The organism is Halosimplex yunnanense, assembly GCF_054504345.1.
Genome location: NZ_JBTJEL010000037.1, coordinates 312,509 through 336,220 on the forward strand (window position 1 = coordinate 312,509; position 23,712 = coordinate 336,220).

The following is a 23,712-nucleotide window of genomic DNA, read 5'->3' on the forward strand; positions in this document are numbered from 1 at the left end:
GGCCGAACCGCCGGTCTGAAGCACTGGCCCGTTCGGGGTTACGTGGCCTGCGAATATGGCGTCCATACGATCCCGAGCGCCCCGCCCGCGAGGATTCCTACGAAGTGATATGCGTGCCCCGGCGGGAACCCCAGCAGGCCACGGATCGGGTCGATAGACGTGTACATCCCGAGGATGCTCACGGCCAGAAACGCCGCTGTGAACGTCCAGAGAGGGACACTCAACCGGCTCGAAGGGAGGAAGGAAAACGGCACCGTGGGACGCCGCAGCGTCACGTATCCCACCAGCCCCGCGAGCCCCATGCTCGACCCACCGCCGACGATATGACAGCCCTCTATGGACTGAAACGCTGCGATCCCGCAATCGTTCAGCCCGGCCAGGACCGTCCCAAAAACCGCCGTCATGGCGCCCGTGGTGACGAAAACCCCCACGAGCACGCGGCTCCCGTAGGTGCGTTCGACACCCCGACCGAAGAAGTAGAGAAAGGAGCCGTTGAGCAGAAGGTGCACGGGCGGACCGTGGATGAGGGTCGCAGTGAACCACGTCGGGACGAGCCAGAGACGGTCGGACCGCACGGCCAGCGGGGCGTACGATCCACCGCCGAATCGGCCGGAGAGCAACTGCTGGCCGATGTATACTGCGAGCAACACGCCGAGTAGCGCCGTCGTCGCCGGCGCGTCGCCACTATCGAACGCGTCTCGCTCCGGATTCCCGTCGCTCTCCACCGTTTTGCCCCTGCGGGGGGTCATTTTCGCACCTCCGAAAGTACGAACGCTTCCAGGGCTGCTTTCAGGCGTCGACTGTCGCCGTCCACTATCTCCCGGAGGAAAGCGGATTCATGGACGGCGAAGATCAGCCAGGTTACCGCCTCGGCATCGACGTCTGCGAAAACCTCGGCCTCCTGACCGTCTTCGATCGTCTCCCGGACCAACTGCCGAGCGAGTCCGTCGTACTCACGTAGTTCCGCCCGCAGCCGTTCGCGCCGCTCGGCTGCGCCGTACATTTCCAGGATAGCGGCCATGTTTCCGAGGCTCTCGTAGTGGTCAAGTTCGACGAGCTCGTCCAGAAGGGCGTCCAGTCGCGCCTCGGGATTGTCGGGGAGCGACGCGGCGCGTTCCTCGAACGCCCGGCGCCCGTACCGGAGGTACGCCTCGATGAGTCCCGCTTTCGTATCGAAGTGGTAGTGCAACGTCGACTGGCTCCCGTCGAACTCCGCGGCGATCTTCGCCATCGAGAGACCGGCGTACCCGTGTTTCTCCAGCGCCCGGCGCGTCGCGAGGATGATCTGCTCCTTGGTGTCTCCGTCACCGTCCGACATCCTAACCGATCGATCGAACAGTCATTACAAAATGATTACGGCGCGGACCAGTAGATGGACGGACAGTTCACCGTCGACCGACGAGTCGCTCCGAATCGTCGATCGGTCGTATGGAGAACCCCAGTGCCTCGTAGAACGGGCGGACTTTCGGGTCAAACTCGGCGATGAGCCGGTCGTATCGTTCGGCCCCCGCCGCGACGAGCGCCCGACCGATCCCCTGGCCGCGGCGGCGCCGTCGGACGGCGATAGCGTCGATCTCGGTCACAGATTCACCGTCAGCCGCCGAGGCGAGCACGACCGCCCCGAGGACGGTCGCGTCGGCATCGCCACCGCTCCCCTCGCGGACGGCGACGAACGCGTTACCACGGTCGATGCTCTCTCGGATGCGGCCGGCGTCCGTTTCGAGGGCACCCGCGTCGAGAACGCCGAGGACGCCCGAAAGGTCGTCGGGCGTCGCCGGCCGGACAGTCACGTCGCGGGTCATCGGAGCATGGGGGACATCGGTCGTTCGGTCACTCCCGGAGGTCGTCGAGGGCGTCGAGCACGGTCGTCATCGACGGGTGGTCCCACGAGGACCTCCCGCGGTAGGTCCAGGCGATCTCGGGCTCGCGGCCGCGGGCGTCGACGATGGCGACCGCGGGCAGTCGGCCGAAGATCGGGACGTGCTCGCCGAGGAACTGCAGTCGCGCGGGCTGGCCGTAGTCGTCGCCGGCGCTCGCCTCCGGGTCGACCAGCAGCGGGTGGGGTAACTCGAACCGCTCTTGCCACTCCTCGGTGCGCTCCCGGGGCTCGGGGAGCACGGAGACGGCGACGGCGCCCCGGGCGCGCAACGCCGAGAAGGACTCGCCGGCGCGTTTGGCCTGGGAGCGACAGTCGTGGCAGTCGTGGTCGTGATGCAACAGGAGGACGACGAACGACTCCTCGTCGGCCAGCGCCGTCAGCGAGCACGGGTCCGGCCCCGGTCCGACGTTGGGTAACTCGAACGCCGGCGCCGGCTGTGTCCCGCTCATCGACTCCCTGTATATCTTCCCGGGCCAAAAGCGTGGTCGTCTTCGGCCAGTGCGGCCGCGAGTGCGACGCTTACTCGACGATCCGGTCGATCTGTTCCCGCGATGCGGTGAGCGTCACCGTCTCGTCACCCCGGTCGTAGTCGATCAGGCCGTCCCGGGAGAGCGCGGGCAGGTGCGTGGTGACGACCCGATCGTGGACCGCCGGAAGCGGTAGCTCGGAGGGGTCGATGTCGCGACGGTCGCACTCCCGTTCGCGGACGGCGATCGAGACGAGGGTGAGGTTCTCGACGGGACCGTCCCGGTCGTCGAGATACGAGACGATCGACGGCTTCGCGTGTTCGAGTGTGAAATCGGCCACGTCGTCGGTCGAATCGTCTCCCGGTGTGGGCATCGGTTGTGATCTCACCGGACCAGTTCGACAGTGCCCGAGATAAGTGTACACCGTTACTATCGAACCCGTTTAAGTACCGCCGGTCAGCCGCCCTTGACGAGCCGCAGCACTTCCACCTCGTCGGCCTCGACGGGAGCGTCCTCCGGGACGGGGCGGCCGTCGACGAGGACGGACACCTCGTGGGGACCGTAGGGGAGCGAGTCGAGCAGGTCGGCGTAGGTGGCGTCGGCGTCGACTTCGACCTCGCGGGTGTCCTCGCCGGCGACGGCGACCGTGACGCGCATATCCGGTGATACGGGCGAACGGGCTTGAGCGTGTCGTCACGCGGCGGCACTGGTCGGTTCGACGCGGTCCGTCGGTCGGCACTCGGTAGGTTTACGGACGGCCCGCGCTTCCGCTATCTCATGAGCGAGGCCGACCAGGAGTCCGGGTCGCGGGCGGGCCGGGAGGAAGTCTGGATCGAGAAGTACCGCCCGCAGACCCTCGACGAGATCGTCGGGCAGGAGGACATCGTCGAGCGACTCCAGAGCTACGTCGACCGCAACGACCTGAGCCACATGCTGTTCTCCGGTCCGGCGGGCATCGGGAAGACGACGAGCGCCACCGCCATCGCCCGCGAGCTCTACGGCGACGACTGGGGGGAGAACTTCCTCGAACTCAACGCCTCCGACGAGCGCGGGATCGACGTCGTGCGCGACCGCATCAAGAGCTTCGCGCGCACCTCTTTCGGCGGCTACGACTACCGCATCATCTTCCTCGACGAGGCCGACGCGCTCACCTCCGACGCCCAGTCGGCGCTGCGCCGGACGATGGAGCAGTTCTCTAACAACGTCCGCTTCATCCTCTCGTGTAACTACTCCAGCCAGATCATCGACCCCATCCAGTCCCGCTGTGCCGTCTTCCGCTTCTCGCCGCTCTCGGACGAGGCCGTCGCCGAGGAGATGCGCCACATCGCCGACGAGGAGGGCATCGAACTCACCGACGAGGGCGTCGACGCGCTCGTCTACGCCGCCGACGGCGACATGCGGAAGGCGATCAACGCGCTCCAGGCCGCGTCCGTGACGGGTAGCGTGGTCGACGAGGACGCCGTCTACGCGCTGACTTCGACGGCCCGGCCCGAAGAGATCCAGGAGATGGTCGTCGAGGCGCTCGACGGCGACTTCACCGCCGCGCGCTCGACCCTCGATCGGCTCCTGACCGAGGAGGGCATCGCCGGCGGCGACGTGATCGACCAGCTTCACCGCTCGGTGTGGGAGTTCGACCTCGGCGACGAGGCCGCCGTCCGCCTGCTCGACCGCATCGGCGAGACGGAGTACCGGATCACCGCCGGCGCGAACGAGCGCATCCAGCTGGAGGCGCTGCTGGCGTCGATCGCGCTGGACGACTGACCCGACTCCGGATTTCCGACCGGTTCTCGCAGCAGAACGTTCTGGCGCTTCAGGCCGACGCCTCGTAGCCGGCGTCCTCGACCGCGGCCACGAGCTCGCCTTCGTCGGCGTCGCCCTCGACGGTCGCCGTCTCGGACTCGCGGTCGGCCGTCGCGGCTTCCACGCCCGTCACGCTTTCGAGTGCGTCTTCGACGCTCTGTTCGCAGCCTTCGCAGCTCATTCCCGTAACGGTGATCTCTCGACTCATACGTGAGTAGAAGGCCGCGAGGCTCTTGTGTGCCACGGATGCGGCGATCCGTCCGAGAGCGTCCGACGAGTCCGCGATAGACGTGTGAGAAGTCCAACGCTTTATATGGCCGACGGGCGAACGGACGGGTATGCGCCGCGCCGCTCGCACGGCCCTCCTCCCGGCAGTCCTGACAGTCCTCGCCGTCGCCGTCCAGTTTTTCCCCGGAGTCGTCGCGAACCGCCGTCGAACCATCGAGTGGCTCCCGGGGTTCGGATCGCCCGCCGCGACCGCCGCCGTCTCGACGGCGCTGGGCGCGGTCGGAATGGCCCTCGTGCTCGCCGGCGCCTGCGCGCTGGGATATCGAGAGGCCCGCCACCGCGACGTCGGCCGGACGTATCTCCGGTACGTCGGCGTCGTCGCCGCCGCCGGCGCGACAACGATGCTTCTCATCTTCGCGGGGACCGTCGTCGCCGGCGGCACGATGCGTTCCAACCCCTTTATGGAGTTACTCACGGTGACGGCACTGCTCGTCGGCGTTCCCGGCGTCCTCACGGTGGCCGCGCTGGCCGGCGTCGCGCTCGCGACCGCTCGCGAGGAGGGTGCACCGGCCCGGTCGACGCGACCGCTCCTGTCGGTCGGACTCGGCGCGGCTGCCCTCGTCGGGGCCGGCTACGTGCTGGATTCCGTCGGTACCATCGCCATAGTCGCGGGCGACGGCGTCGGAGTCCCGGCGTCGCTCCCGCAGTTCGGGAGCATCGGGACGACTGTCGTGACCTACCTCCAGGCCGGGCGGCTCGCCAGCGACCTCGTCCTCCTCGGGGGCGGCGTCGCGCTGGGGGCCCTGACGGCCCGCCGGTACGGCGTGACGACCGCGTCGCGCCGCGTTCTGGGGACAGCCGTGGCCGGTGCACTGGGCGGGCTGCTGGTCGCGTGGCCTGTGGTGACCTGGTACGTGACGATCGGCGGTGCCGGGACGAGCGGCCTGTCGTTCGCGACGATCGGGGCGTCGATCCCCGACGCGCTCGTCTCGACGGCCCTCGTCGCGGCCCTCTCGGTCGTCGCGGGCGTCGGCGTCGGGCGGTTCGAAGCCGACGACGGCGATTCCGACGGGAGCAGGACCACCGGGGGACGGGGTTTCGATTCGGCGACGGAGACGCCGTGAGCGAGGAATCACACTCGGGGTGCTGACGGTCGGGCCCCCCTCGGGGAGTGCCCCGGGAGTACAGTTTTGGGGACGGCGGTGTTACACACTACCATGAAGTTCGTCATCGTCGGCTTCGGCCGCGTGGGGATGCGGACGGCCCGCATCCTGCAGAGCGAGGGCCACGACCTCGTCGTCGTCGACAACGACCCGCTGAAGGTCGAGCGCGCCAGAGAGGAGGGGTTCACAGTCGTCGAGGGCGACGGCGCGGAGGAGTCGACGCTGGAGGAGGCGGGGATCCGGGACGCCGATGCCGTCGGCGCGCTGACCGGCGACCTCAACACCAACTTCTCGGCGTGCATGCTCGGCAAGCACTACGGCCTGCGGACCGCACTGCGCATCGACGAGGACTACCGTCAGGAGATCTACGAGAAGTACGCCGAGGACGTCGACGAGATCATCTATCCCGAGCGGCTGGGCGCCGCGGGTGCCAAGACCGCGCTGCTGGGCGGTGACTTCAACGTCCTCGCGGACCTGACCGAGGAGCTGTCGGTCGCGACCGTCTCCATCCCCGAGGGGTCGCCGCTCATCGGCCGCCGCGTCGTCGAGGTCGACCTGCAGGGCGACGCCCACATCTACGCCCACGGGCGGAGCGACGAGCCGATGGAGATCCCGCTGCCCCAGACGAAGATCGAGGCCGGCGACAACGTGGCGCTGATGGCCGCGCCAGCGGACCTCCCCGAGATCCGGGCGTTCCTCCGCGGCGACGAGGCGGCCGCGGTCTGACTGGCTCGGCGCTGTTCGGGATCGAAGGTCGCGGTCGCACCGTGCGACCGCGGGGCGTCTTGGATCGGTTGCTGACCGGGCGCGCGGTGGGGAGGATGGGAATGAGGCCGTCGCTGCGCGCCCACGCGCCCCTGCTCGGCCCGTCCATTTAAGCACCCGTCGGACGGGTGTCAGACTCGCCGCAGTCAGTCGGTTTTCCCGCTTTGACCGAATCGCCCGGTCCGGCAGCGAGGTGACTGCCTGGCCGAGCCGTGTGTTTTACCCCGTCCAGCACCGTCTGTTCGGACATGTCGTGGGGCGACCTGTTCGAGCGGGCGAACGACCGCGAGGTGACTGTCGAGGACGTCCGGGCGGCGCTCTCGACCCGGCGTACGGAGCGAACGGAACGTGGCGGCGCGGACGGGGATGACGGCGAAGGGGCGGAGGAAGAGCCGTGACCGAACCCAGTCCGGCGCGGGTGGTCGCCGACGCGGACGTGTTGGCAGCGGATCTCCTGGTCGGCGGCGACGCCCGCGAGGCGCTGGACCGCCTCCGCTCGCACTCGTGGACGGCGCTCGTCGCCAGCGACCCGCTGCTCGACGACGCCGAAGCGGTGATCGCCGGCCTCGCCGACCCCGACCTCGCCGCGGACTGGCGCGACCGGATCGAGGCGTTGCGCGAGCCCGTCGAACACCCTGCCGGGGACCACCCCGCGCTGGCCTCGGCGCTCCATGGCGGCGCGATGCACGTCCTGACGTTCGACGAGGACCTCCAGTCGGCGGCTGCCGGCGCGGCCGTCCGCGGTCGCGTCGAGACGAGCGTCAAACACCCGAAGGCGTTCGCGACCCTGTTCGACCCGGAATCGCTGTACGAGGCGGTCGAGGACGGCGAGTACCCCGGGCCGGACCGCGACCCGCGAGCATAACAACGAGCAGTCCTCGATGGAGGGGATATGCAGCCACTCAGTCGGTCGTCTCGCGGGTCTCCAGCCACTCGGCGAACTTCGCCAGCGCCCGGCCGCGGTGGGAGACGGCGTTTTTCTCGTCTGCATCCATCTCGGCGAACGTGCGGTCGTCGTACTCGAAGATGGGATCGTATCCGAATCCGCCCGACCCCCGGGGCTCGACGATCTCACCGGGGACGACGCCGTAGAAGAGCTTCACGGGTAGGTCGCCGTCGTCGGCCTCCCGGACCTGCTCGTCGGTCGTCGCCGCCCCGCGCTCGTCGGCCGACAGGTCCTGTCCGCGGCGGTCGTCGCGGTCGACCGGCTCCGGCGTCGCCTCGAAGCCCCCGCCGTCACAGTAGGCGACGACGCCGCGGAAGCTGGCTGCGCGGTCGTCTTCCTCGCTGGCGAGTCGCCAGACTCGCTTGACGCCGACGGTGTCGTGGACGTACGAGGAGTACGGGCCCGGGAACCCGTCGAAGGCCTCGACGAACAGCCCCGCGTCGTCGACGAAGACGGGTTCGTCGGCGTATTCGTAGGCGGCTCGCGCCTTGTGGGCGGCGATGGCGCCGAGGTCGTCGCTCTGGATCTCCGGCGTGTCGAAATCGAACTGCTCGACCGGCTCCGCGAGGTACTCCCGGGCCTCGCGGACCTTCCCTGGATTCGTCGTGACGAACCGGATGGTCATATCCGGGGAGTGCGCTCCGGTCGTCATAGGCGCGTTGGTTTCGCGCGTCTCGTCGGACGACGCTGCCGCTGGCCGGTGGACAGGCACGCGGAAAACGGGGCGGCTGGGCGTTCAGTCCTCGACGACGACTTCGACGGGTTCGTCGCGTTCGTCTTCGAACTCGGTGGTCCCGGCGCCCTGGCTCTGCTGCCACCAGAGCGCGCCCGCGACGGCGAGGACGACCCACGACCGCCAGCTCGCGAGGTTCAGGGTGTAGCCGACGCCGAAGGGCTTCTCGACGAGCATGCCCTCGCCGGGCTGCCAGTACGTCGAGAGCATACGCTTGAGGCTCGGCTGTTCGAAGTTGTACGGAATGCCGAAAAGCGAACCCGAAGTGGGCTTGTCGACCATGCGCCACGATTGGGGCGGATCGGTTAAGTGGTTTTCCACCGCCAGCCGTCGCGACCGCGTCCAGCGGGGCCGCCGCGCCGTCCTCACTCGTCGTCGCCGGACCGTCCGGCACGGGCTCGCTGCCACGCACCGAGCCCGAGTCCCGCCAGCGCGCCGAGCGCGCCGAAGCCCGGACCGTCGTCAGTGGTGGTGCCGGACCCGCCCGTTGGCGCGGTTGCGGTCCCCGCCGAGTCGGTCGTTCCCGGGGGCGTTGCGTCGACGGATTCGCCGCCGGTCGGGTCGCCGACCGCGTAGACGCGGCTGTCGCTACTGCCGACGAAGACGGCGCCGGCGGTGACGGCGGGCGAGGAGAGGACGTCGTCGTCGGCGTCGATGGCGAACAGTTCATCGCCGGTGTCGCGGTCGATCGCGTACAGCGAGTCGTCGGCGCTGCCGACGTAGACCGCGTCCCGGGTGACGGCGGGCGAGGAGAGGATCTGGTTGCCCGTCTCGAATTGCCAGTGGACGTCCCCGTTGGTCACGTCCATCGCCAGGAGTCGCCCGCCGGAGCCCGCCCCGTAGACGGTTCCCCCTTCGACGACCGGGGACGCGAGGATCGGGCCGCCGAACTGGCGGCGCCAGACGGCCTCGACGGTGCCGATCTCGACCGCGTAGAAGACGCCCGCGTAGTCGCCGAAGTAGACGACGCCGTCGGCGACCGTCGGCGAACAGGCGATCTCGCCCGCCGCGGGGTACTCCTGAACCTGAGACCCGTCGGCCGCGTCGAGCGCGACGACGCTCCCGGTGTGGTCGTCGTTCCACAGGCCGACGTAGACGGTGTCGTCGACGACGGCGGCGGTCGAGTCGACCCGATCGGCCACCGACCGCTGCCAGACCTCCTCGCCGGAGGTGTCGACGGCGTACATCGTGCCCGACTGCGAGCCGACGTAGAGCGTCCCGTCGTGATAGGTAGGAGAGGCGAAGACTGTGCCGTCGGTTCCGAACGTCCACTCCTCCTCGCCGCTGTCGGCGCCGACGGCGTGGAGTTGCCCGTCGTGACTGCCGACGTAGACGGTGCCGTCGACGACCGCCGGCGAGGACATCACTTCCTCGCCGATGTCGTAGCTCCACTCTTCGTCACCGTCGACGGTGTCGATCGCGTAGAGAGAGCCGTCGTTGCTGCCGACGTAGACGGTCCCGTCGGCGACAGCCGGGGAAGAAACCACGTTGTCGCGCGCGTCGCCCGGCGGCTCGTCGAACGGCGTGCCGGTGGCGGGCGGCGTCGCGGTCCGCACGCCGGGCTCGGCGGTGTCGAATCGCCAGGCGACCGACCCCTCCGCGGGGCCGGGCGTCTCGGTGAAGCCGCTGTTGCGGGCGTCGGCCTGAAACTGCGGCCACTGCGTCGGGGACACGTCGGCCGTCTGGCGCGCAGCGGGTGCGGCGCCGGCGGCCGAGCGGTCGGCCGCTCCGTCGCCGTCCGCATCAGTCGCGGCGGCAGTCGCTGTCCCGGCCGCACCACCGAGCGTTGCGAGGGCGAGCGCGCCAGTCCCTGCGCGGCGAAGGAGGGTCCGCCGGCGCAGCGTCTGCTGGTCGTCCATGTATCCGGGAGAACGGTCGGGCGGAGTAAGTCTTCCGTTACCCGAGCAGGCTCGTGACCGGTCCGTCGAAGTTCAGGATGATCGCCTGAGCGCGGTCGCCGAAGACGGCTTTCCCGGTCGGCGAGCGCTTCTGACCGGTGATGAACACGTGGTCGACGTCGTTCTCGTCGGCGACTTCGAGGATGCGGTCGGCCTCGCTCTCGCTGTCGCCGATGCGAGCGCCGATGACTTGCCAGTCGACGTCGACGTCCGCGAAGACGTCCTCGGCGGCGTCTTTGGCCTGCCGTTTGGCCGCGTCGATGACGACGCTGTCGTCGTAGCTCGTGTGCTCTTCCTTCGCGACGACGTCGAGCGCCTCGCGCGCGTCCCTGAACTCCTCGGAGGTCATCAGCGAGACGATCGTCAGCGTCGCGTCGACGCCCGCTGCGAGTTCCCCCGCTTCTTTCAACAGCTCCGTGTTCTCGTCGTCGTACACGACCAGTGGTTGCTCCATAGTGTTCGTATGTTCACGGACGGATATTTAAAACTCCGTGGTATCGGCTAACACAGCCACGATCGGATCGGCCCGGTCGGCAACGGCCCCTCTTCTCCGTTACTGGTAGCGCCCGCGGCCTTCGATCTCCCGGAGCCGGTCGAGTACGGTGTCGGCGCGGTCGCTCGTGGCTCGATAGGCCTCCTCGGCCGCGGCCTGCAGGCGCTCGTGGTCGTCTGCGGTCCCCGCGAGGCTCTGGGCGAAGACGTGCAGGTCCATCGCGTGGTCCTCCTCGTGGCCGGTGTGATAGCCCAGCCCGAAATCGATGAGGAACACCCGGTCGTCACCCGAGCCCGCGGACCCGACGCGTACGTTCCGCGTCGTCGGGTCACCGTGGACGAACCCCGCGTCGTGGATCGCCGCGAGGTGGCGGCCGACCGCGCGGACGTTCTCGTCGGTCAGCCCGCCGTCGAGGTCGCAGTCGCCGACCCGCTGGAAGACGATGGTCGCCGACTCGGTGTCGATATCGCGAACGAGCGGCGTCGGAACGCCCTCCCGGCGCGCTGCGCTGGTCAGTCGCGCCTCGATGCGCGTCCGCTCGCTACGCAGTCGTTCGTCCAGCGCGGGATGACGGTACGACCGCGGATTCCGCCGCTTGACGACGCGGTCGCCCTTGATGGTGACTGTCGCCTCCGCGCCCTGCTGTTCGGTCGCGCTCGCTCCGGCGTCCGCATCTGTACCCGCCCTCACGCGGTCCACTGGTTCGCCGGATCGCCACGTTACAGGCACCTCGTCCGGCCGGAAGTCGGAGTCGATGGCCGACTCCTCGATCTCGAGGGTGTCGCCCGCGGCGGCCATCTTCGCGCCGAGGACGGCGATCATCCCGGCGTTGTCCCGCAGGAAGCGATTTTCGGGGACGTGCAGGTCGGCGCCGCGCTGCTCGCACATCTCCCGGAGCATCCCCTGCAGGCGCTCGTTCTGGCCGACGCCGCCGCCGAGGACGAGTTCGTCCCGGCCCGTCAGCGACAGTGCCCGCTCGCTCACTTCAGTGAGCATCGCGAACACCGTCTCCTCCAGCCCGCGACAGACGTCTTCGACCGGGGTTCCGTCGTCGTGTTCCTGCTTCGCCGCGCTCATGATCCCCGAGAAGGAGAAGTCCATCCCCTTGACGACGTAGGGCAGGTCGACGTACTCTCCCGCTTTCGCGTGGGTCTCGACCTTCGGCCCGCCGGGGTGAGACCAGCCGACGTGACGCGTGAACTTGTCCAGCGCGTTGCCGACGCCGGTGTCCATCGTCTCGCCCAGCACGCGGTAGCGGCCGTTACGGTAGGCCAGCACGTGGGCGTTCGCGCCGCTGGCGTTGAGACAGACCGGCGCGTCGAATCCCGACCGGTGGCGCCCGATTTCGAGGTGGGCCACCATGTGGTTGACGCCGACAAGCGGGACGTCGAATCGCTGGGCGACGGCGCGCGCTGCGGTCCCGACGATCCGGAGGCAGGGACCGAGGCCCGGCCCCCGCGAGAAGGCGACGGCGTCGATGGGCGATTCGTCGGCGTCGCGACCGTCCTCGGCCGCTCGCTCGCGAGCAGTCTCGATTGCCGTCTCGACGACTGCGGGGACGGCTTCGCTCATGTGTTCGGCCGCCTCGCGAGGGTGGATGCCGCCGCTGTCGGGCTGGTACGGGTCGCTCTCGATGGTGACCTCGTCGGTCTCGACCTCGTAGACGGCGGCGCTGGCCGCCCACGCGGTCCCCTCGATGCCCAGCACTCGGCGGATGTCTCCGTCACCGTCCCCGTCCGACGCGCTCGCGGCCATGTGGTTCCAGATGCTCGGCCGCGCACGGAAAAGACGACTTCGGTCTGGAACGGACCTGCCGACCTATCTCGGTCGGCCGCCGAGGGAGACCACGACGCTGACGAACGCCGTCTGGACGGCCAGTCCCGACACGGCGGCGATTCCTGTCGTGATTCGGCCCCACTGTACGATGGTCCAGGTAGCGCCCTCGCCCGCGAGCAAGTCGACGACGATGGGGACGACGTGGTCGTAGCCCAGCGCGGCCCCGACCGGCAACAGAGCGACGCCGACGGCGGCGAGAAGGATTCGCACTCCCGAGGGCAGCGGCGCGCCCGGCCACCACCGTTCGCTCAGCAGCGCGCTACGGCTCCGGTAGAGGACCGTCTCGACCGCGAGCAGCAGTCCGACCGCGGCCGCGACCTGGGCCTGCATGAGGATCACGTCCCACGGCGTGGTAGCGACGATAGTGACGTCGGTCGCGGTGGCCAGGTCGGACTTCAGCACGGGCCAGAGGGAAACCCGCAACGCGAACCACGTCGATAGGCTCCCGACCAGAAACGCGGCGATCGCGGCCAGCGCGGTCCAGAGGTTTCGCATCTCGGCGCCGACGGCCCGGAGCCCCGAACCGTCGCTCGCCATCTGCGTGGAGGGACTGGTCATTCAGCCGAAACTCCAGACGGCACCGGCATCAACCTTCTGTCCGGTCGACGAGTCGAGAGCGCCGGAAAGCCCGAGTACAGCGGCTATGGGACGGGTGAAACCGCGGAAAACGAGGGAGTTACTCCCACTCGGTGTAGCTGCACTTGCCGCAGTGCTTGCGGTCGCCGTGGTCGGCGAGGAAGGTGTCGCCGCAGCGGGGGCACTGCTCGCGTTCCGTGGTGCCGTCGTCGCCGTAGAACTCGTTGCGCGCCATCTCAGGCCTCCTCGGCCTCTTCGGCCTCGCCGTCCTCGGCGACGATCTTGTTGCGCTCGAGCATGTGGTCCTGCTCGACGTCGCGGGCGTACTCGGCGTCGTCGTAGACCTTCGCGTAGCCGACGGTCTTGCGCATGCCGAACTTAGTGTCGAGCTCGTGGACGACGACTTCTTCGGCGTCCTTGTTGAGCTTCGCCGCCAGCGAGTCGCGGACCGAGAGCCGCGAGGGCGTGGCCTCGTCGTGAGTCATCTCGAATCGCACGTCCGTCCGATGCAACATCGGATTCTCCGCTTCCTCGATGATGTCGATGTCCATGGTTCGTTGTCCAATACTCCCCGCGAAGCGGGTAAAAGGATTTCGAAGCGAATAACGCGGCCAGCGACGCCCGTCGAAGCGTCCGGGGGCGCTCGCGGCGCTCCGACTGGGACCTTCGTCACCGACCGGCGCGCATCTCGCCGAGTTCCGCGAGCAGGTGCGAGACGTGGATGCGGTCGCTGGTCCCCTCGTGGAGGTCGAGGTCGATCTCGCCCGCGAGCTCGTGAACGCGTGCAAGCTCCTCGCCGGAGTACCGCGAGCGCGCGACCGTCAGCACGTCTTCGAGTACTTCGTCGCCGCTGTGGCCCTCGTCGACGAGCAGGTCGTCGAGCGTCTTGCGGGCGTCGGTGAACTCGCCGGCCTCGGCGGCGGTGATCATCTCCTGGACGCGCTCGTCGGCGCCGAGCGATCCCAGCACCTCGTAGGCGGTGTTCATCGTGATCTCGCCTTCCTGCTCGTAGGTGGTCTGGGCGGCGAGGATCGCCTCGCGGAGGTCGCCGTCGGCGTAGCCCGCCACGTACTCGAGGCCCTCGTCGTCGTGGTCGGCGCCCTCGGCCTCGACGATGTCCTCGAGGACCGCGACGGTCTCTTCGTGGGTCGGCTTGCGGACCGAGACGGGGAAACACCGCGAGCGGATCGGCGGGATGAGCGCCGAGGGCTGGCGCGTCGCGATGACGAACTGCGTCGCTTCGTAGTACTGCTCCATCACGCGGCGCAGCGCCTGCTGGAAGTCCTCGCGGACGCCCTCGGCGTTGTCCAGCAGGACGGTCTTGTAGTTGCCCGAGACGGGCGCGTAGCTCGCCGACTCCTTGAGGACGTGGTTGATGAGGTCGGCCTTCGAGGACTCCCGGCGCCGTTTCGAGTCGATGAACTGCGCGAAGCGGTCGTCCTGGCTCACCTCCTTTTTGGTCATGTCGAAGAAGTCGGCGACGTTGATCTCCACGAGGTCGGCGTCGGGGTTGTCGTGGAGTTCGTCGGCCAGCGCGCGGACGGCGGCGGTCTTGCCGGCGCCTTTCGGCCCGTGGACGAGCAGATTCATCGGCTCGGAGACGACGCTCTCCAGGTGGTCGCGCACCTCCGGCTGCGGGAGGTCGTCGAGCGCCGGCGCGTGCGTCTCGGTCCACAGCGGCCCCTCGACCGCCGCGGCCGCGTCCTCGCTGTCCTCGTCGGCCATCGCCTGTCGGTAAGCGACCCCAGCGTATCAATCCACCTCTCTCGGTTCGGTGGCCTGGCGGAGCACCTGCAATACCGACGACCATCGGCAGTGGTGTCACGCGACACCACCGCCCCGGCCCTCACGTCAGCGACCGCGGTTCCCGACGAGTACTGCGTCACCATCGAAGGGCGGCGCCGTGATCTCAAGGTCGTCGGTGTCGGACGCCTCCGCACCTGTCGTTTCTCCGGTGGCCGGGTCGCGCCACTCCCAGGCCGTGACCGGTGGCGCGTCCCGTAGCGTCACCGCCCGCCCGTCGCGCAGGTAGACCAGCACCGCATCGGGCGTGACCGCTGCCGCCTCACCCGTCGCGCTCTCCGCGAGCAGGTCTGGGCGCGGCGAGAGCGACTCGACCCTTCGTTCGCCGACGAACGCTGCCAGCCGTGCGTAATCGTCGGCGCTGGGCAGTTTCATCGCCTCGTCCCACGGTTTCGGGTCGCCCCAGAGGCCCGCCGACCCGAACGTGTCTCCGGTACGATGCCACGGCCAGACGCCCAGCGCACCGTAGGTGAGTCCGGCGTTCGCCCCCGCGAGGACGCTCAGCCACCCGGCTGCCCGGACCGTCTCGCGGTCGAACACCTCGTCGCTCGCGTAGCCCTGCATGTCGGCGTAGCAGGGTTCGCCGTTGAGGACCGGTCGCGCCGGGTGGAGCGCGCGATTCGCGCGGGCCTGGCTCTCTGGGACGGCGAGGTCGTGGGTGTGCCCCGACTGGTACATGTGGAAGTCCAGCCACGCCTCGTCGTTGACGAGCGCGGGCGTGTTCTGTCCGCCGGGCTGATGGGCCGTCCGTAGCGGGTACTGGCAGGCGTCGCCGAGCGCCTCGGCGGCCGCACGGTAGATAGCCACCGAGGATTCGCCGAACTCGGAGTCCCCCGAGACCAGCCACGCGGCGCCGTACGCGCCGTAGCGCGCGCCGAGATAGCGGCCGAGCGTCCGCGCCTGTTCGGGCGAGTGTTCGTGGCGTGACTCGGCGGAGATGCCCCAGTCGAGGTTCTCGCCGGCGTACTCGAACCAGAGCGCGACCAGCGCCGGGACGACGCCGCGGTCGTGGGCCATCGACACGAGCTCGTCGAGGTGTCGAAAGTACTCGAGGTTCGGTCGCGAGAGGTCCCAGTTCTCGAAAGGGAGCCGGTCGTGGGGTCGTGACCCGTCGTGTTGCCGGAGCGCGTTCACCTGAACCACGTTGTACCCCTGTTCGACGCGGTAGTTCAGGTACTGCTCCCACTCCTCGACGGTGGCGCGGGTGCTCGCGGTCCAGGCCGTGTCGGCGAGCCAGAAGAACGGCTCGCCGTCGGTGTGATACAGCGCGCGCTCACCGGCCTGTAGATAGCCGTGCTCGTGAAGCGCGGAATCGGCGTCGCCCGCATCGGCGACGAAACTGCCCGTCGCTTCGAGTCCCGGATCGTCTGTCAGGCTCTCCCAGGTCCAGGTGCCCGTCTCGGAGGGGGCGAATCGGACGCGGAAGACGTCACCACCGTCCCAGAAGGCCGGCACGACGGTAGTCGTGCCCGATTCGTGTTCGAACCGGACGTCGAGGACCTCCTGTCCGTACGGGTCGCCGGGCGGGTCGGCGGCCTCGAACGTCATTTCAACTGGGTTCCACGTTGCGGCCATACACTCGGGGCGGTCAGTCAGGGGATATAGCTGGGGAAACGAGCAGTTCTCACCGCAACTCGCTCGCACGGACTCGGTTTCGTCTCGAAGGGTCGTTCGCTACCGCCCGGAGTGCGGATCGAACAGCTCGTCGAAGACCTTGCGCTGAGCGGCGCGGAGGTGCTGGTGGTAGGTGGGCCGGGAGATGTCCATCGACTCGGCGAGGTCGTCGCCGTCGACGTCGCGGGGCCACTCGAAGAATCCGCCGAGGAACGCCGTCCGGATGGCGGTCTCCTGACGGTCGGTGAACCGGTCGGTGACGGCCTCGCGGAACTCCTGACGGGTTCGGACCGGTCGCTCGTGTTCGTGGTAGCCCACGAGGTCCGTCCCCTCGTAGCGGTCGGCGACGAGTTCGAACACCTCGCGGGCCTCGGCCTCGTAGGGGAGTTCGATGGTGTACCGGCTTACGCCGTCCTCCGCGGTGACCGAGCGGGTGACCGCGCCGTGGTCGGCCAGCACTGCCACGAGCGAGTCCTCGACGACGGCTTCGAGGAGGGCTTCACCGTCGTGGTCGACGATAGTCGTCGTGGAGGTGACGGCGTCGTCCGCGGCCAGCGCCGATTCGAGCGCCTCGGCGTCGGCCCCGCTCGCTGCGATGTACAGCCGGAGACTGCCGTCGGACTCGTGGACCGAACCCGTCAGCTCCAGCGCGGCGTCCGTCTGCGCCGAGAGGCGGCCGAAGAGGAGGTCGCTGTCGCGGACGGTGAACTCCAGTTCGACGACGCGGTCGGTCGAGAGGATGCGCCCGCTCTCGATAGCGTTGACGGCGTTCGCGATCGCCCGGCCCAGCGCGCTGAGGACGACCTGCTCGCGGTCGGCGAAGGCGTCGGGTTCCGGCGCGTACACGCAGAGGACGCCGTAGCCGGCGTCCTTGTACGTGAGCGGGACCGCGATCATCGACCCGAGGCCGGCCTCGTGAGCGGTGGCGTGGACGCTGTCGCCCGGTGCGTCGGCGAGGTCGTCGACGATGTGGATGGCCTCGTCGTCCAGCGCGAGCGCGGCGGGGTCGGCGGCGTCGCGGGCGGCCGCCCGGTCCAGCGAGAGCGACTCTACTGCGGATTCAAGCGCGGGCACGTCGCCGTCCCACGCGGCCGCCTCGACCCGGTCGGCAGCCAGATCCGGCCGACCGATCCACGCGAAGGCGTAGGGCTCGGTCGCGACGAGTTGCTCGACGACGCCGCGTTCGAGCTCCTCGCGGGTGCCCGCCTGAACGAGCACCTCGACGGTGTTCTCGATGAGACCGTTGATCCGGTCGACGAGCGTGTCCACCCGCTCGCGCGCGTCGCGGACCTCCTGTTCGCGCTTGGCGCGGTTGGCCGCCGCGGCCGCGCTGGTCGCAAGCAACTGGGCCGCTCGCTGGTCGGTGTCCGAGAAGTCGTCTGGCTCCTCCGAGCCGATGCTGATGGTGCCGTGGACGCCCATCGGGACGTGCAGCGCCGAGCGGACGATGCCGTGATCGCAGGCGTCCGACGACGGGTCCTCGTCGACGATCAACTCGCCGTCGACGAACGCCCGGCCCGGCCCGCCCTCGTCGACGCCGTAGGCCGCCGGCTCCGCTCCGCTCTCGACGACCGCGTCGGTCGTCCCGGCGGGGTACAGGCGGTCCTCGTCGCGGTCGAACAGGCGGACGACGTTCAACTCGTATCCGAGGACGTTCCTGACCGCCTGTGCGGCCATCTCCGCGACTTCCTCGCGGTCGCGGGCCTGCATGAGCGACCGCGAGGAGGTCACCAGCTCGGAGAGCATCTCGCGGTGGGCCTTCTGCTCGGTCACGTCGCGGACGACACCGACGACGGCGCGGACCTCCCCGTCTTCGTCGGTCCGGACCGTTACGCTGTCCTCGCAGGGGACCGGCGGCCCGCGCTTGCGCTGGACGACGGACTCGACGGTCCGCTCGGTCTCCTCGCCCGCGAGCAGCGCCGCGACGGCCTCCTCGGTCGCCTCGTCGCCCTTGACCGTCGAGACGTGCTCGCCGACGAGTTCGTCCGGGTCGTAGCCGGTGATCCGGGACATCGCGGGGTTGACGAACGTGAACCGACCTTCGGTGTCGAGTTCGTAGACGCCGTCGTCGACCGACCGGACGATGGTCTCGTAGCGGCCCAGTTCCCGGTCGTGCTCGCGCCGTTCCAGTTCGAAGCTCACCCACTCGACGAGCAGTTCGATAAACGTCTCCTCGGCCTCGCTGAACGGTCGCTCCCGGACGCTGTCGGCCCCGAAACAGAGCGTTCCGTAGCGCTCGCCGTCGACGACCAGCGTCCCGCCGAGGTAACACCGGAGTCCGAACCGCTCGTCGGCGGGGTCGTCGTCCCAGCCCGCAGCGACGGTGTCTTCGACCCCGAGTACCCCGTCCGCGTCGAGCGCTCGCCGGCAGTACGTCTCGCACAGCGGCGCGCTCGATCCCGGTTCGAACGCCTCGGGATCACCGTGGGTGGCCACGACGGTCTGCGTGCCGTCCTCGATCCGCGTGAGATAGCCCAGATCGAGGTCCAGTCGCTCGCAGCCGACCGCGAGCGCCCGTTCGAGTTTCTCCGGAAACGAGAGGTCGCGCGACGATGCGAGCCGCTGGAGGTCACGCAACGCTCGTTCGTTGCGCTGCAGTTCGGCACCCGTTTCGGGCGCCAGCGTACTGCCTCCTGACGGCTCAGCGTGTTCCCCGCGCCCGTCCGCGGCCGTCGCGGGCGCGCTGTCGGCCGGTTCGGCGGTTCCCGCGAGCAATCGCTCGACCCGGCGCGCGAGAACAGACGCCTCACCGTCGCCTGCCCGGACGTAATCGGCGACGCCTGCGTCGAAGGCCGCGGCCGGCGTGATGTCGCCGTCGTCCACGATCACGACCGGCGTCGACTGTCGGTCCGTCCGTTCGACGAGGTCCGCGAGGCCGTCGACGGTCGCCTCGCCCACCCAGACGAGGCAGTCGGCGCGCTCGATGCCGTCGATCTCGGTCGGTTCGGCCGCGGTCGCCGTCTCGGTCGACAGCGATCCGGCCGCCGCGAGCCCGTCAGCGAGGGTCGACACGCGCGCTGTGTGCCGACCGGCCACGAGAACCCGCCCACTCCCTTGCATTGTCCACGTCTTTCGCTCCGATCGGCTTAAACCCAAGTATCGCGGGGAACGGCCGGACGGAGAGACACTGCCTGTCCGGGCCTCGGAGTCCGTTCTCGCCGAACAGTGTCGGTGTGGTGGCTGTGGTGCGGTAGTTGTCTCTGGTAGCGGTAGGCGGTCCAGTAGCTGTCAGCGGTGCGGTGGCTGTCTGCGGTGCGGTGGCTGTCAGCGGTGCAGTGACTGTTCGGAGTCTGGATCCGTCGTACCGGGTGCGAGGGAGCGAAGCGACCGCTGCACCCGGCTTTTTCACCCATCTTTTTCGCGGGCGGGTTCCCGCAGGTCGCCGCTGGCGACCAAGGAAACCCGCCCGCGAAAAAGATGGTGGCGTATGCGCCGTCCGGGAATTGAACCCGGGCTATTAGCTTGGGAAGCTAATGTCCTACCACTGGACCAACGGCGCGCCCGTGCAGGTGAACGTGGCAGGTCCGATTACTTGAACGTAGCGCTTCGTGAGAGTGAACGGACGGTCACCGAGAGACGCCGACGCGAGGCTATTAGTCGCCGCCACCCCAAGCGTCTGCCATGACTGCGACAGAAACGGTCGCCCGAGCGGACGATCCGATCGACCTGACGCTCTCGACCGACGAACTCGATGCCCACCGCGAGCACATCGTCGAGTTCATCGAGGCCCAGTACGAGGCTGCGGGGGCCGAGCAGGCGATTATCGGCCTTTCCGGGGGCATCGACAGCACGCTGACCTCCCACCTGGTCGTCGAGGCGGTCGGCGCCGAGAACGTCCACGCGCTGGTCCAGCCGAGCGAGGTCAACCGCGAGGAGAACATGAGTGACGCCGAGCGAGTGGCGAGCGAACTGCTCGACGTGGAGTACGACGTGGTCGGGATCAACCCGCTGGTCGACTCGTTCCTCGATTCCTACCTCGATGCCGCCGATGATACGACCGCGACGGGGAACCTCCGGGCGCGGATCCGCGGCGTGTTGAACTACCTCGTCGCCAACCACGAGGACGGGCTGGTCGTCGGGACGGGCAACCGCAGCGAGGCGCTGGTGGGCTACTTCACCAAGTACGGCGACGGCGCGGTCGACTGCCACCCGATCGGCAACCTCTACAAACAGCAGGTCCGCCAGCTCGCGCGTCACATCGGCGTCCCCGACGACCTGGCGGGCAAGCAATCGAGCGCCGGGCTCTGGGAAGGCCAGACCGACGAGGGCGAACTCGGGATGGACTACGACACGCTCGACTCCATCCTCGCGCTACACGTGGACGGGCCGCTGTCGACCTCGGTGACCGCCGACGCGATCGGCGTCGACGCGGATGTCGTCGAGAAAGTTCGCGGCCTCTACGAGCGCAGTGAACACAAGCGAACGGCGCCGCCCGAGCCCGACCCGCTGCACTGAGCGTCGAAACACCGAGTACCGAGCGAGAAGTAGGGCGTTACCGGACTGGGTTCTCCGGGCCGCGACCGACGTACTCGGCGACGAACGCGCGGACTTTCCCGGCGTCGTACTGGTCCATCGTCAGGCGCTTTTCCCAGGCGGTGAGGACGTAGGTCGCCTCGGGGTCGTCGTTGGGGTTGGGGACGGCGATGAAGTTCCGCCACTGGCCGGTCTGGTTGTTCGCCCAGCCGCGCAGGCCGTCCTCGCCGGCGTCTGAGATCTCGGCGGGGTCGTAGTAGACGACGATCGCGCCGTGTTCGAGCGAGTGGACGAGCGAGCCCAGTTGTTTCTGCTCGGTGTAGAAGCCGGCGTCCTCCCAGGTACCGCGGTAGTGGGTGCCGCTGGTCGGCGGGACGGTCTGGTAGTCGATGTTCGTTCCCGGCTGGACGTGGCTGTTGCCGGTCGACGCCTCGGTCTCGACCTGCGAGATCACCGACTGGTCACCGCTGTCGGGCAAGCCGCTCGCCGACGCGGTGCCGCCGGATCCGCCCATGATGAAGGTGACGTAGACGACGAGCGCACCCGAGAACGCCAGTAACCCGACGAGGATGGCCGGCCCGAGGGGGAATCCGCCGTCCGAATCGGGGTCGCGCTCGGCGACCCGTCGCTGGTCGATCGACTTCAGTTCCCCCTTGTGCTCCGCGGCGAGGTGGTCCAGATAGGCCTCCTCGCCGTCGAACGTCGCCCCACAGTAGTCGCAGTCCGGCATTACACTCACTGAGTCGGCTGTGCTTTCAACGGTTTCGGTTCTCGGGGTGACAGAACACACTGAGGTGTCACTCTACCGGTCGAAGCCGGCGTGCAGGTCGGCGAACGCCTCGGCCTCCCGGCGTTCTTTGACGGCGCGGTCGGCACGGTCGCGCAGTCGATCCTTGATCACGGCCAGCGCGGCCGGGTCGTTGGCGGCGATCTCCTCGGCGACGGTCCGGTGAGCGTCGACCACGCGGGAGACGAGTCCCATCCGGAGCGCCTCCTCGGCGTCGACGACGCGCCCGGAGAGTGCGAGATCCATCGCCTCGCCGAGGCCGACGACCTCCGGGAGGCGAGCCGTCCCGCCCCAGGCGCCGAACAGGCCGATCGTCGCGCCCGTCTCGGCGAAGGTCGCGTCAGTCGTCGCGACGCGCACGTCGCAGGCGAGTGTGAGTTCGACGCCGCCGCCTCTGGCCGCGCCGTCGACGCCCGCCACGACGATGGCGTCTGCGCTGGCGAGCGTCGCTGCGACTTCCTGGCCCCGCCGTGCGAACGCCTCGGCGGCCTCCCGTCCGTCCAGCGAAGCGACGGCATCCAGATCGGCGCCGGCGCAGAACGCGGAACCCGCACCGCGGAGGAAGACGACGGGTTCGTCGGCCGTTTCGATGGCGGTTTCGAGGTCGTCGAGCGCCTCGACGGTGAGGGCGTTGCGTCGCTCGGGGCGGTCGAGCGTCACCACGCAGACGTCGCCGTCGGTGGCGGTTTCGATCACTGCGGGGCCCCCGCACCAGTGGAACGAACGGTCGCGAACGGCGGATCTCCCGTCGTAGGCGTCGCCATCGGTATCGTTCGGTGAATCGTTTCCAAAGGTCTTTGCCCTTGCCCCCGCTAGCCGACGCCAATGGAGGAAGCCGCGGCGGTCCGTGTGGCCGCGACGGACGCGGTCGGCGACGTCGAGCCCGACCGCCTCCGCGAGCGGATCCGCGAACGCCTCGAAGACGGGTCGATGGCACCTGGCGTATTGACGGTGCTGAGTGCGCGTGCAGTCGCCGCTGGAGACGCCGACGGAGAGGGTGCATCACTGGACGGCATCGCCGAGCGCGGCGCCGGGGTCCAGCTCATCTACGAGGGACTTCGCCTCACGCGGACGCTCTCGCGGGACCCCCCGTGGGAGCGCGAGGGCGCTTCGGCAGCCCCCGCCGGTGAGGAACCCACCGACGGGGCCTCCGGCGGCGGGGTTCCCGGCGGCTCGTCGGGGTCCGAACACCGCGAGTGGACCGACGGCGGAGACGTCGCCCTCTCAGACGGTGAGGGCGTCCCGGCGGACCCGGCCGCGCCCACCGAGGCCGACGCCGCGGACATGGACATCCTCGCGGCCGACGTGATGGTCGCCCGCGGGTTCTACCTGCTCGCGCGGACCGAGGCCGCCCGCGAAGCCGTCGCGGTCGTCCGCTCGTTCGGCGGCGACCAGACCCGCCGTCGGGTCAGCGGCGACGAGCGCTTCGACGGCAACCTGGAAGCCGACGTGTTCGAACTCGCCGCGGTCGCGGGAACCACCGCGGCCGGCGGCGAGGCCACGGCGGATCTCCGGGCGCACGTCGGTGAACTCGCTCGGACGGAGGGCACACTGCCCCTCGCCGAGGGCTTGTTCTCCGAGACGACGCCAGCCGCGCTGGCCGAACGGTTCTGAGTCGGCCGCGTCCCGTCGCCGTCTCCCATGTGGCGGGCCCACACGCCGGCAGAAGGATCGAAACGCCTAAAGACGAATCGCGGCAACTGAGTGATGGCGCCTGGGTAGCTTAGAGGTAAAGCGCGTCCTTGGTAAGGACGAGAGCCCGGGTTCAAATCCCGGCCTAGGCTTTTCAGACATCCTCACAGAAGTATTTCGTAAACGCATGGGTTCGTTGCCCGACTGTTTCGATTCGGATCCAGAGTGATGAGTTCGATAACCATCGTAAATCAGATATGTCTAAACACTTTCTCTGTCGACAACAAACATGGTCGGCCTTTCGGACATAGGTTTGGGACTAATAGCTCTTGCTTCGGTGCTTCCGAGTCTCAATCGGATCAGATCTGTTGAGAGCAGTTATTCTGGAGACTGCGGAACGACTAATGCAGCGATCGCGGGAGGATACTATATTCTGTCCCAGGGAGCCTCATTTACTTCATTCATTGCCAGCACCACTGCCGGTGTGTTGCTGGGATCATTTGTACTGGTTTCGAACAATTTTGCAGGGCTGCCCCTCTCAGAACTAGGGGGTTATCTAGCGGGTATTGGGGGAGCGTACGGAATAGCTACGTTTTTCGATAGAGTCCTTGGACTCCCC

27 protein-coding genes and 2 tRNA genes are annotated in these 23,712 nt (G+C 68.8%); 8 read left to right on the forward strand and 21 right to left on the reverse strand.

From position 1 onward, the window contains the following. Nucleotides 1-38: 38 nt before the first annotated feature. From AB2U09_RS20420 to samp2, 6 genes are all read right to left on the reverse strand, one after another. The gene (locus AB2U09_RS20420; protein ID WP_459194588.1) at nucleotides 39-749 is read right to left on the reverse strand and encodes a rhomboid family intramembrane serine protease; all 711 of its coding nucleotides are present in this window, start codon (nucleotides 747-749) and stop codon (nucleotides 39-41) included. Continuing rightward, nucleotides 746-1,318: a TetR/AcrR family transcriptional regulator gene (locus AB2U09_RS20425; RefSeq protein WP_459194589.1), complete on the reverse strand. Its 573-nt coding sequence runs from the start codon at nucleotides 1,316-1,318 to the stop codon at nucleotides 746-748. Before AB2U09_RS20425 ends, AB2U09_RS20420 begins: the two co-directional genes overlap by 4 nt. 67 nt (nucleotides 1,319-1,385) lie before the next feature. Then, the gene (locus AB2U09_RS20430) at nucleotides 1,386-1,790 is read right to left on the reverse strand and encodes a GNAT family N-acetyltransferase (protein ID WP_459194590.1); all 405 of its coding nucleotides are present in this window, start codon (nucleotides 1,788-1,790) and stop codon (nucleotides 1,386-1,388) included. Nucleotides 1,791-1,830: 40 nt separating this feature from the next. Further along, nucleotides 1,831-2,328 carry a peroxiredoxin family protein gene (locus AB2U09_RS20435; RefSeq protein WP_459194591.1) on the reverse strand — a complete coding sequence of 166 codons (498 nt, stop codon included), beginning with the start codon at nucleotides 2,326-2,328 and terminating at the stop codon, nucleotides 1,831-1,833. A gap of 70 nt (nucleotides 2,329-2,398) precedes the next feature. Further along, nucleotides 2,399-2,734: a hypothetical protein gene (locus tag AB2U09_RS20440; protein WP_459194592.1), complete on the reverse strand. Its 336-nt coding sequence runs from the start codon at nucleotides 2,732-2,734 to the stop codon at nucleotides 2,399-2,401. Between the two features lie 68 nt (nucleotides 2,735-2,802). After that, complete coding sequence (gene samp2 / locus AB2U09_RS20445) at nucleotides 2,803-3,003, reverse strand: ubiquitin-like small modifier protein SAMP2 (RefSeq protein WP_459194593.1); 201 nt, start codon at nucleotides 3,001-3,003, stop codon at nucleotides 2,803-2,805. 120 nt (nucleotides 3,004-3,123) lie between these two features. Between samp2 and AB2U09_RS20450 the strand changes: the two genes are divergently transcribed. After that, a complete protein-coding gene (locus AB2U09_RS20450; protein ID WP_459194594.1) occupies nucleotides 3,124-4,107 on the forward strand; it encodes a replication factor C small subunit in 984 nt (327 codons plus the stop codon). Nucleotides 4,108-4,156: 49 nt separating this feature from the next. Here the strand turns inward: AB2U09_RS20450 and AB2U09_RS20455 are convergent, their stop codons facing one another. Further along, nucleotides 4,157-4,354, reverse strand: a complete 198-nt coding sequence (locus AB2U09_RS20455; RefSeq protein WP_459194595.1) for a heavy-metal-associated domain-containing protein — start codon at nucleotides 4,352-4,354, stop codon at nucleotides 4,157-4,159. A gap of 130 nt (nucleotides 4,355-4,484) precedes the next feature. Between AB2U09_RS20455 and AB2U09_RS20460 the strand changes: the two genes are divergently transcribed. From AB2U09_RS20460 to AB2U09_RS20475, 4 genes are all read left to right on the forward strand, one after another. Beyond that, nucleotides 4,485-5,498 carry a hypothetical protein gene (locus AB2U09_RS20460; RefSeq protein WP_459194596.1) on the forward strand — a complete coding sequence of 338 codons (1,014 nt, stop codon included), beginning with the start codon at nucleotides 4,485-4,487 and terminating at the stop codon, nucleotides 5,496-5,498. A 93-nt stretch (nucleotides 5,499-5,591) separates the two neighbouring features. Then, nucleotides 5,592-6,263, forward strand: a complete 672-nt coding sequence (locus tag AB2U09_RS20465) for a potassium channel family protein (RefSeq protein ID WP_459194597.1) — start codon at nucleotides 5,592-5,594, stop codon at nucleotides 6,261-6,263. 287 nt (nucleotides 6,264-6,550) lie between these two features. Next, on the forward strand, nucleotides 6,551-6,700 hold the full coding sequence (locus tag AB2U09_RS20470) for a hypothetical protein (RefSeq protein WP_459194598.1): 150 nt from the start codon (nucleotides 6,551-6,553) through the stop codon (nucleotides 6,698-6,700). Next, complete coding sequence (locus AB2U09_RS20475; RefSeq protein WP_459194599.1) at nucleotides 6,697-7,167, forward strand: DUF7384 family protein; 471 nt, start codon at nucleotides 6,697-6,699, stop codon at nucleotides 7,165-7,167. The genes AB2U09_RS20470 and AB2U09_RS20475 overlap by 4 nt, the downstream gene beginning before the upstream one ends. Before the next feature lie 37 nt (nucleotides 7,168-7,204). Here the strand turns inward: AB2U09_RS20475 and AB2U09_RS20480 are convergent, their stop codons facing one another. From AB2U09_RS20480 to AB2U09_RS20535, 12 genes are all read right to left on the reverse strand, one after another. Then, on the reverse strand, nucleotides 7,205-7,873 hold the full coding sequence (locus AB2U09_RS20480; protein WP_459194600.1) for a non-canonical purine NTP pyrophosphatase: 669 nt from the start codon (nucleotides 7,871-7,873) through the stop codon (nucleotides 7,205-7,207). 111 nt (nucleotides 7,874-7,984) lie between these two features. After that, nucleotides 7,985-8,263 carry a DUF5808 domain-containing protein gene (locus tag AB2U09_RS20485; RefSeq protein WP_459194601.1) on the reverse strand — a complete coding sequence of 93 codons (279 nt, stop codon included), beginning with the start codon at nucleotides 8,261-8,263 and terminating at the stop codon, nucleotides 7,985-7,987. Between the two features lie 83 nt (nucleotides 8,264-8,346). Then, the gene (locus AB2U09_RS20490; protein ID WP_459194602.1) at nucleotides 8,347-9,840 is read right to left on the reverse strand and encodes an outer membrane protein assembly factor BamB family protein; all 1,494 of its coding nucleotides are present in this window, start codon (nucleotides 9,838-9,840) and stop codon (nucleotides 8,347-8,349) included. A 37-nt stretch (nucleotides 9,841-9,877) separates the two neighbouring features. Then, nucleotides 9,878-10,333: a universal stress protein gene (locus AB2U09_RS20495; RefSeq protein ID WP_459194603.1), complete on the reverse strand. Its 456-nt coding sequence runs from the start codon at nucleotides 10,331-10,333 to the stop codon at nucleotides 9,878-9,880. A 99-nt stretch (nucleotides 10,334-10,432) separates the two neighbouring features. Then, on the reverse strand, nucleotides 10,433-12,127 hold the full coding sequence (locus AB2U09_RS20500) for a bifunctional N(6)-L-threonylcarbamoyladenine synthase/serine/threonine protein kinase (RefSeq protein WP_459194604.1): 1,695 nt from the start codon (nucleotides 12,125-12,127) through the stop codon (nucleotides 10,433-10,435). Nucleotides 12,128-12,190: 63 nt separating this feature from the next. Beyond that, the gene (locus AB2U09_RS20505) at nucleotides 12,191-12,766 is read right to left on the reverse strand and encodes a twin-arginine translocase subunit TatC (protein ID WP_459194605.1); all 576 of its coding nucleotides are present in this window, start codon (nucleotides 12,764-12,766) and stop codon (nucleotides 12,191-12,193) included. 118 nt (nucleotides 12,767-12,884) lie between these two features. Further along, complete coding sequence (locus AB2U09_RS20510) at nucleotides 12,885-13,019, reverse strand: 30S ribosomal protein S27ae (protein WP_459194606.1); 135 nt, start codon at nucleotides 13,017-13,019, stop codon at nucleotides 12,885-12,887. Nucleotide 13,020: 1 nt separating this feature from the next. Next, nucleotides 13,021-13,335, reverse strand: coding sequence for a 30S ribosomal protein S24e (locus AB2U09_RS20515; RefSeq protein ID WP_459194607.1), 315 nt, complete (start codon nucleotides 13,333-13,335; stop codon nucleotides 13,021-13,023). Between the two features lie 118 nt (nucleotides 13,336-13,453). Continuing rightward, nucleotides 13,454-14,509, reverse strand: coding sequence for an AAA family ATPase (locus AB2U09_RS20520; RefSeq protein WP_459194608.1), 1,056 nt, complete (start codon nucleotides 14,507-14,509; stop codon nucleotides 13,454-13,456). A 126-nt stretch (nucleotides 14,510-14,635) separates the two neighbouring features. Beyond that, on the reverse strand, nucleotides 14,636-16,162 hold the full coding sequence (locus AB2U09_RS20525; protein WP_459194609.1) for a glycoside hydrolase family 140 protein: 1,527 nt from the start codon (nucleotides 16,160-16,162) through the stop codon (nucleotides 14,636-14,638). A 99-nt stretch (nucleotides 16,163-16,261) separates the two neighbouring features. Then, the gene (locus AB2U09_RS20530) at nucleotides 16,262-19,261 is read right to left on the reverse strand and encodes a bacterio-opsin activator domain-containing protein (protein WP_459194610.1); all 3,000 of its coding nucleotides are present in this window, start codon (nucleotides 19,259-19,261) and stop codon (nucleotides 16,262-16,264) included. Nucleotides 19,262-19,629: 368 nt separating this feature from the next. Next, nucleotides 19,630-19,700 (reverse strand) — tRNA-Gly (locus tag AB2U09_RS20535). Nucleotides 19,701-19,822: 122 nt separating this feature from the next. On the opposite strand from AB2U09_RS20535, the gene AB2U09_RS20540 reads away from it, so the two are divergent. After that, a complete protein-coding gene (locus AB2U09_RS20540; RefSeq protein ID WP_459194611.1) occupies nucleotides 19,823-20,656 on the forward strand; it encodes an NAD+ synthase in 834 nt (277 codons plus the stop codon). Nucleotides 20,657-20,693: 37 nt separating this feature from the next. Here AB2U09_RS20540 and AB2U09_RS20545 read toward each other — a convergent pair whose 3' ends face one another. Next, on the reverse strand, nucleotides 20,694-21,404 hold the full coding sequence (locus AB2U09_RS20545) for a thioredoxin-like domain-containing protein (RefSeq protein ID WP_459194612.1): 711 nt from the start codon (nucleotides 21,402-21,404) through the stop codon (nucleotides 20,694-20,696). Between the two features lie 72 nt (nucleotides 21,405-21,476). Further along, nucleotides 21,477-22,157 carry an enoyl-CoA hydratase/isomerase family protein gene (locus AB2U09_RS20550; RefSeq protein WP_459194613.1) on the reverse strand — a complete coding sequence of 227 codons (681 nt, stop codon included), beginning with the start codon at nucleotides 22,155-22,157 and terminating at the stop codon, nucleotides 21,477-21,479. 129 nt (nucleotides 22,158-22,286) lie between these two features. Between AB2U09_RS20550 and AB2U09_RS20555 the strand changes: the two genes are divergently transcribed. Together AB2U09_RS20555 and AB2U09_RS20560 are read left to right on the forward strand one after the other, a co-directional pair. Then, the gene (locus tag AB2U09_RS20555) at nucleotides 22,287-23,075 is read left to right on the forward strand and encodes a DUF7114 family protein (RefSeq protein ID WP_459194614.1); all 789 of its coding nucleotides are present in this window, start codon (nucleotides 22,287-22,289) and stop codon (nucleotides 23,073-23,075) included. 98 nt (nucleotides 23,076-23,173) lie between these two features. Then, nucleotides 23,174-23,245 (forward strand) — tRNA-Thr (locus AB2U09_RS20560). Nucleotides 23,246-23,712: the final 467 nt, after the last annotated feature.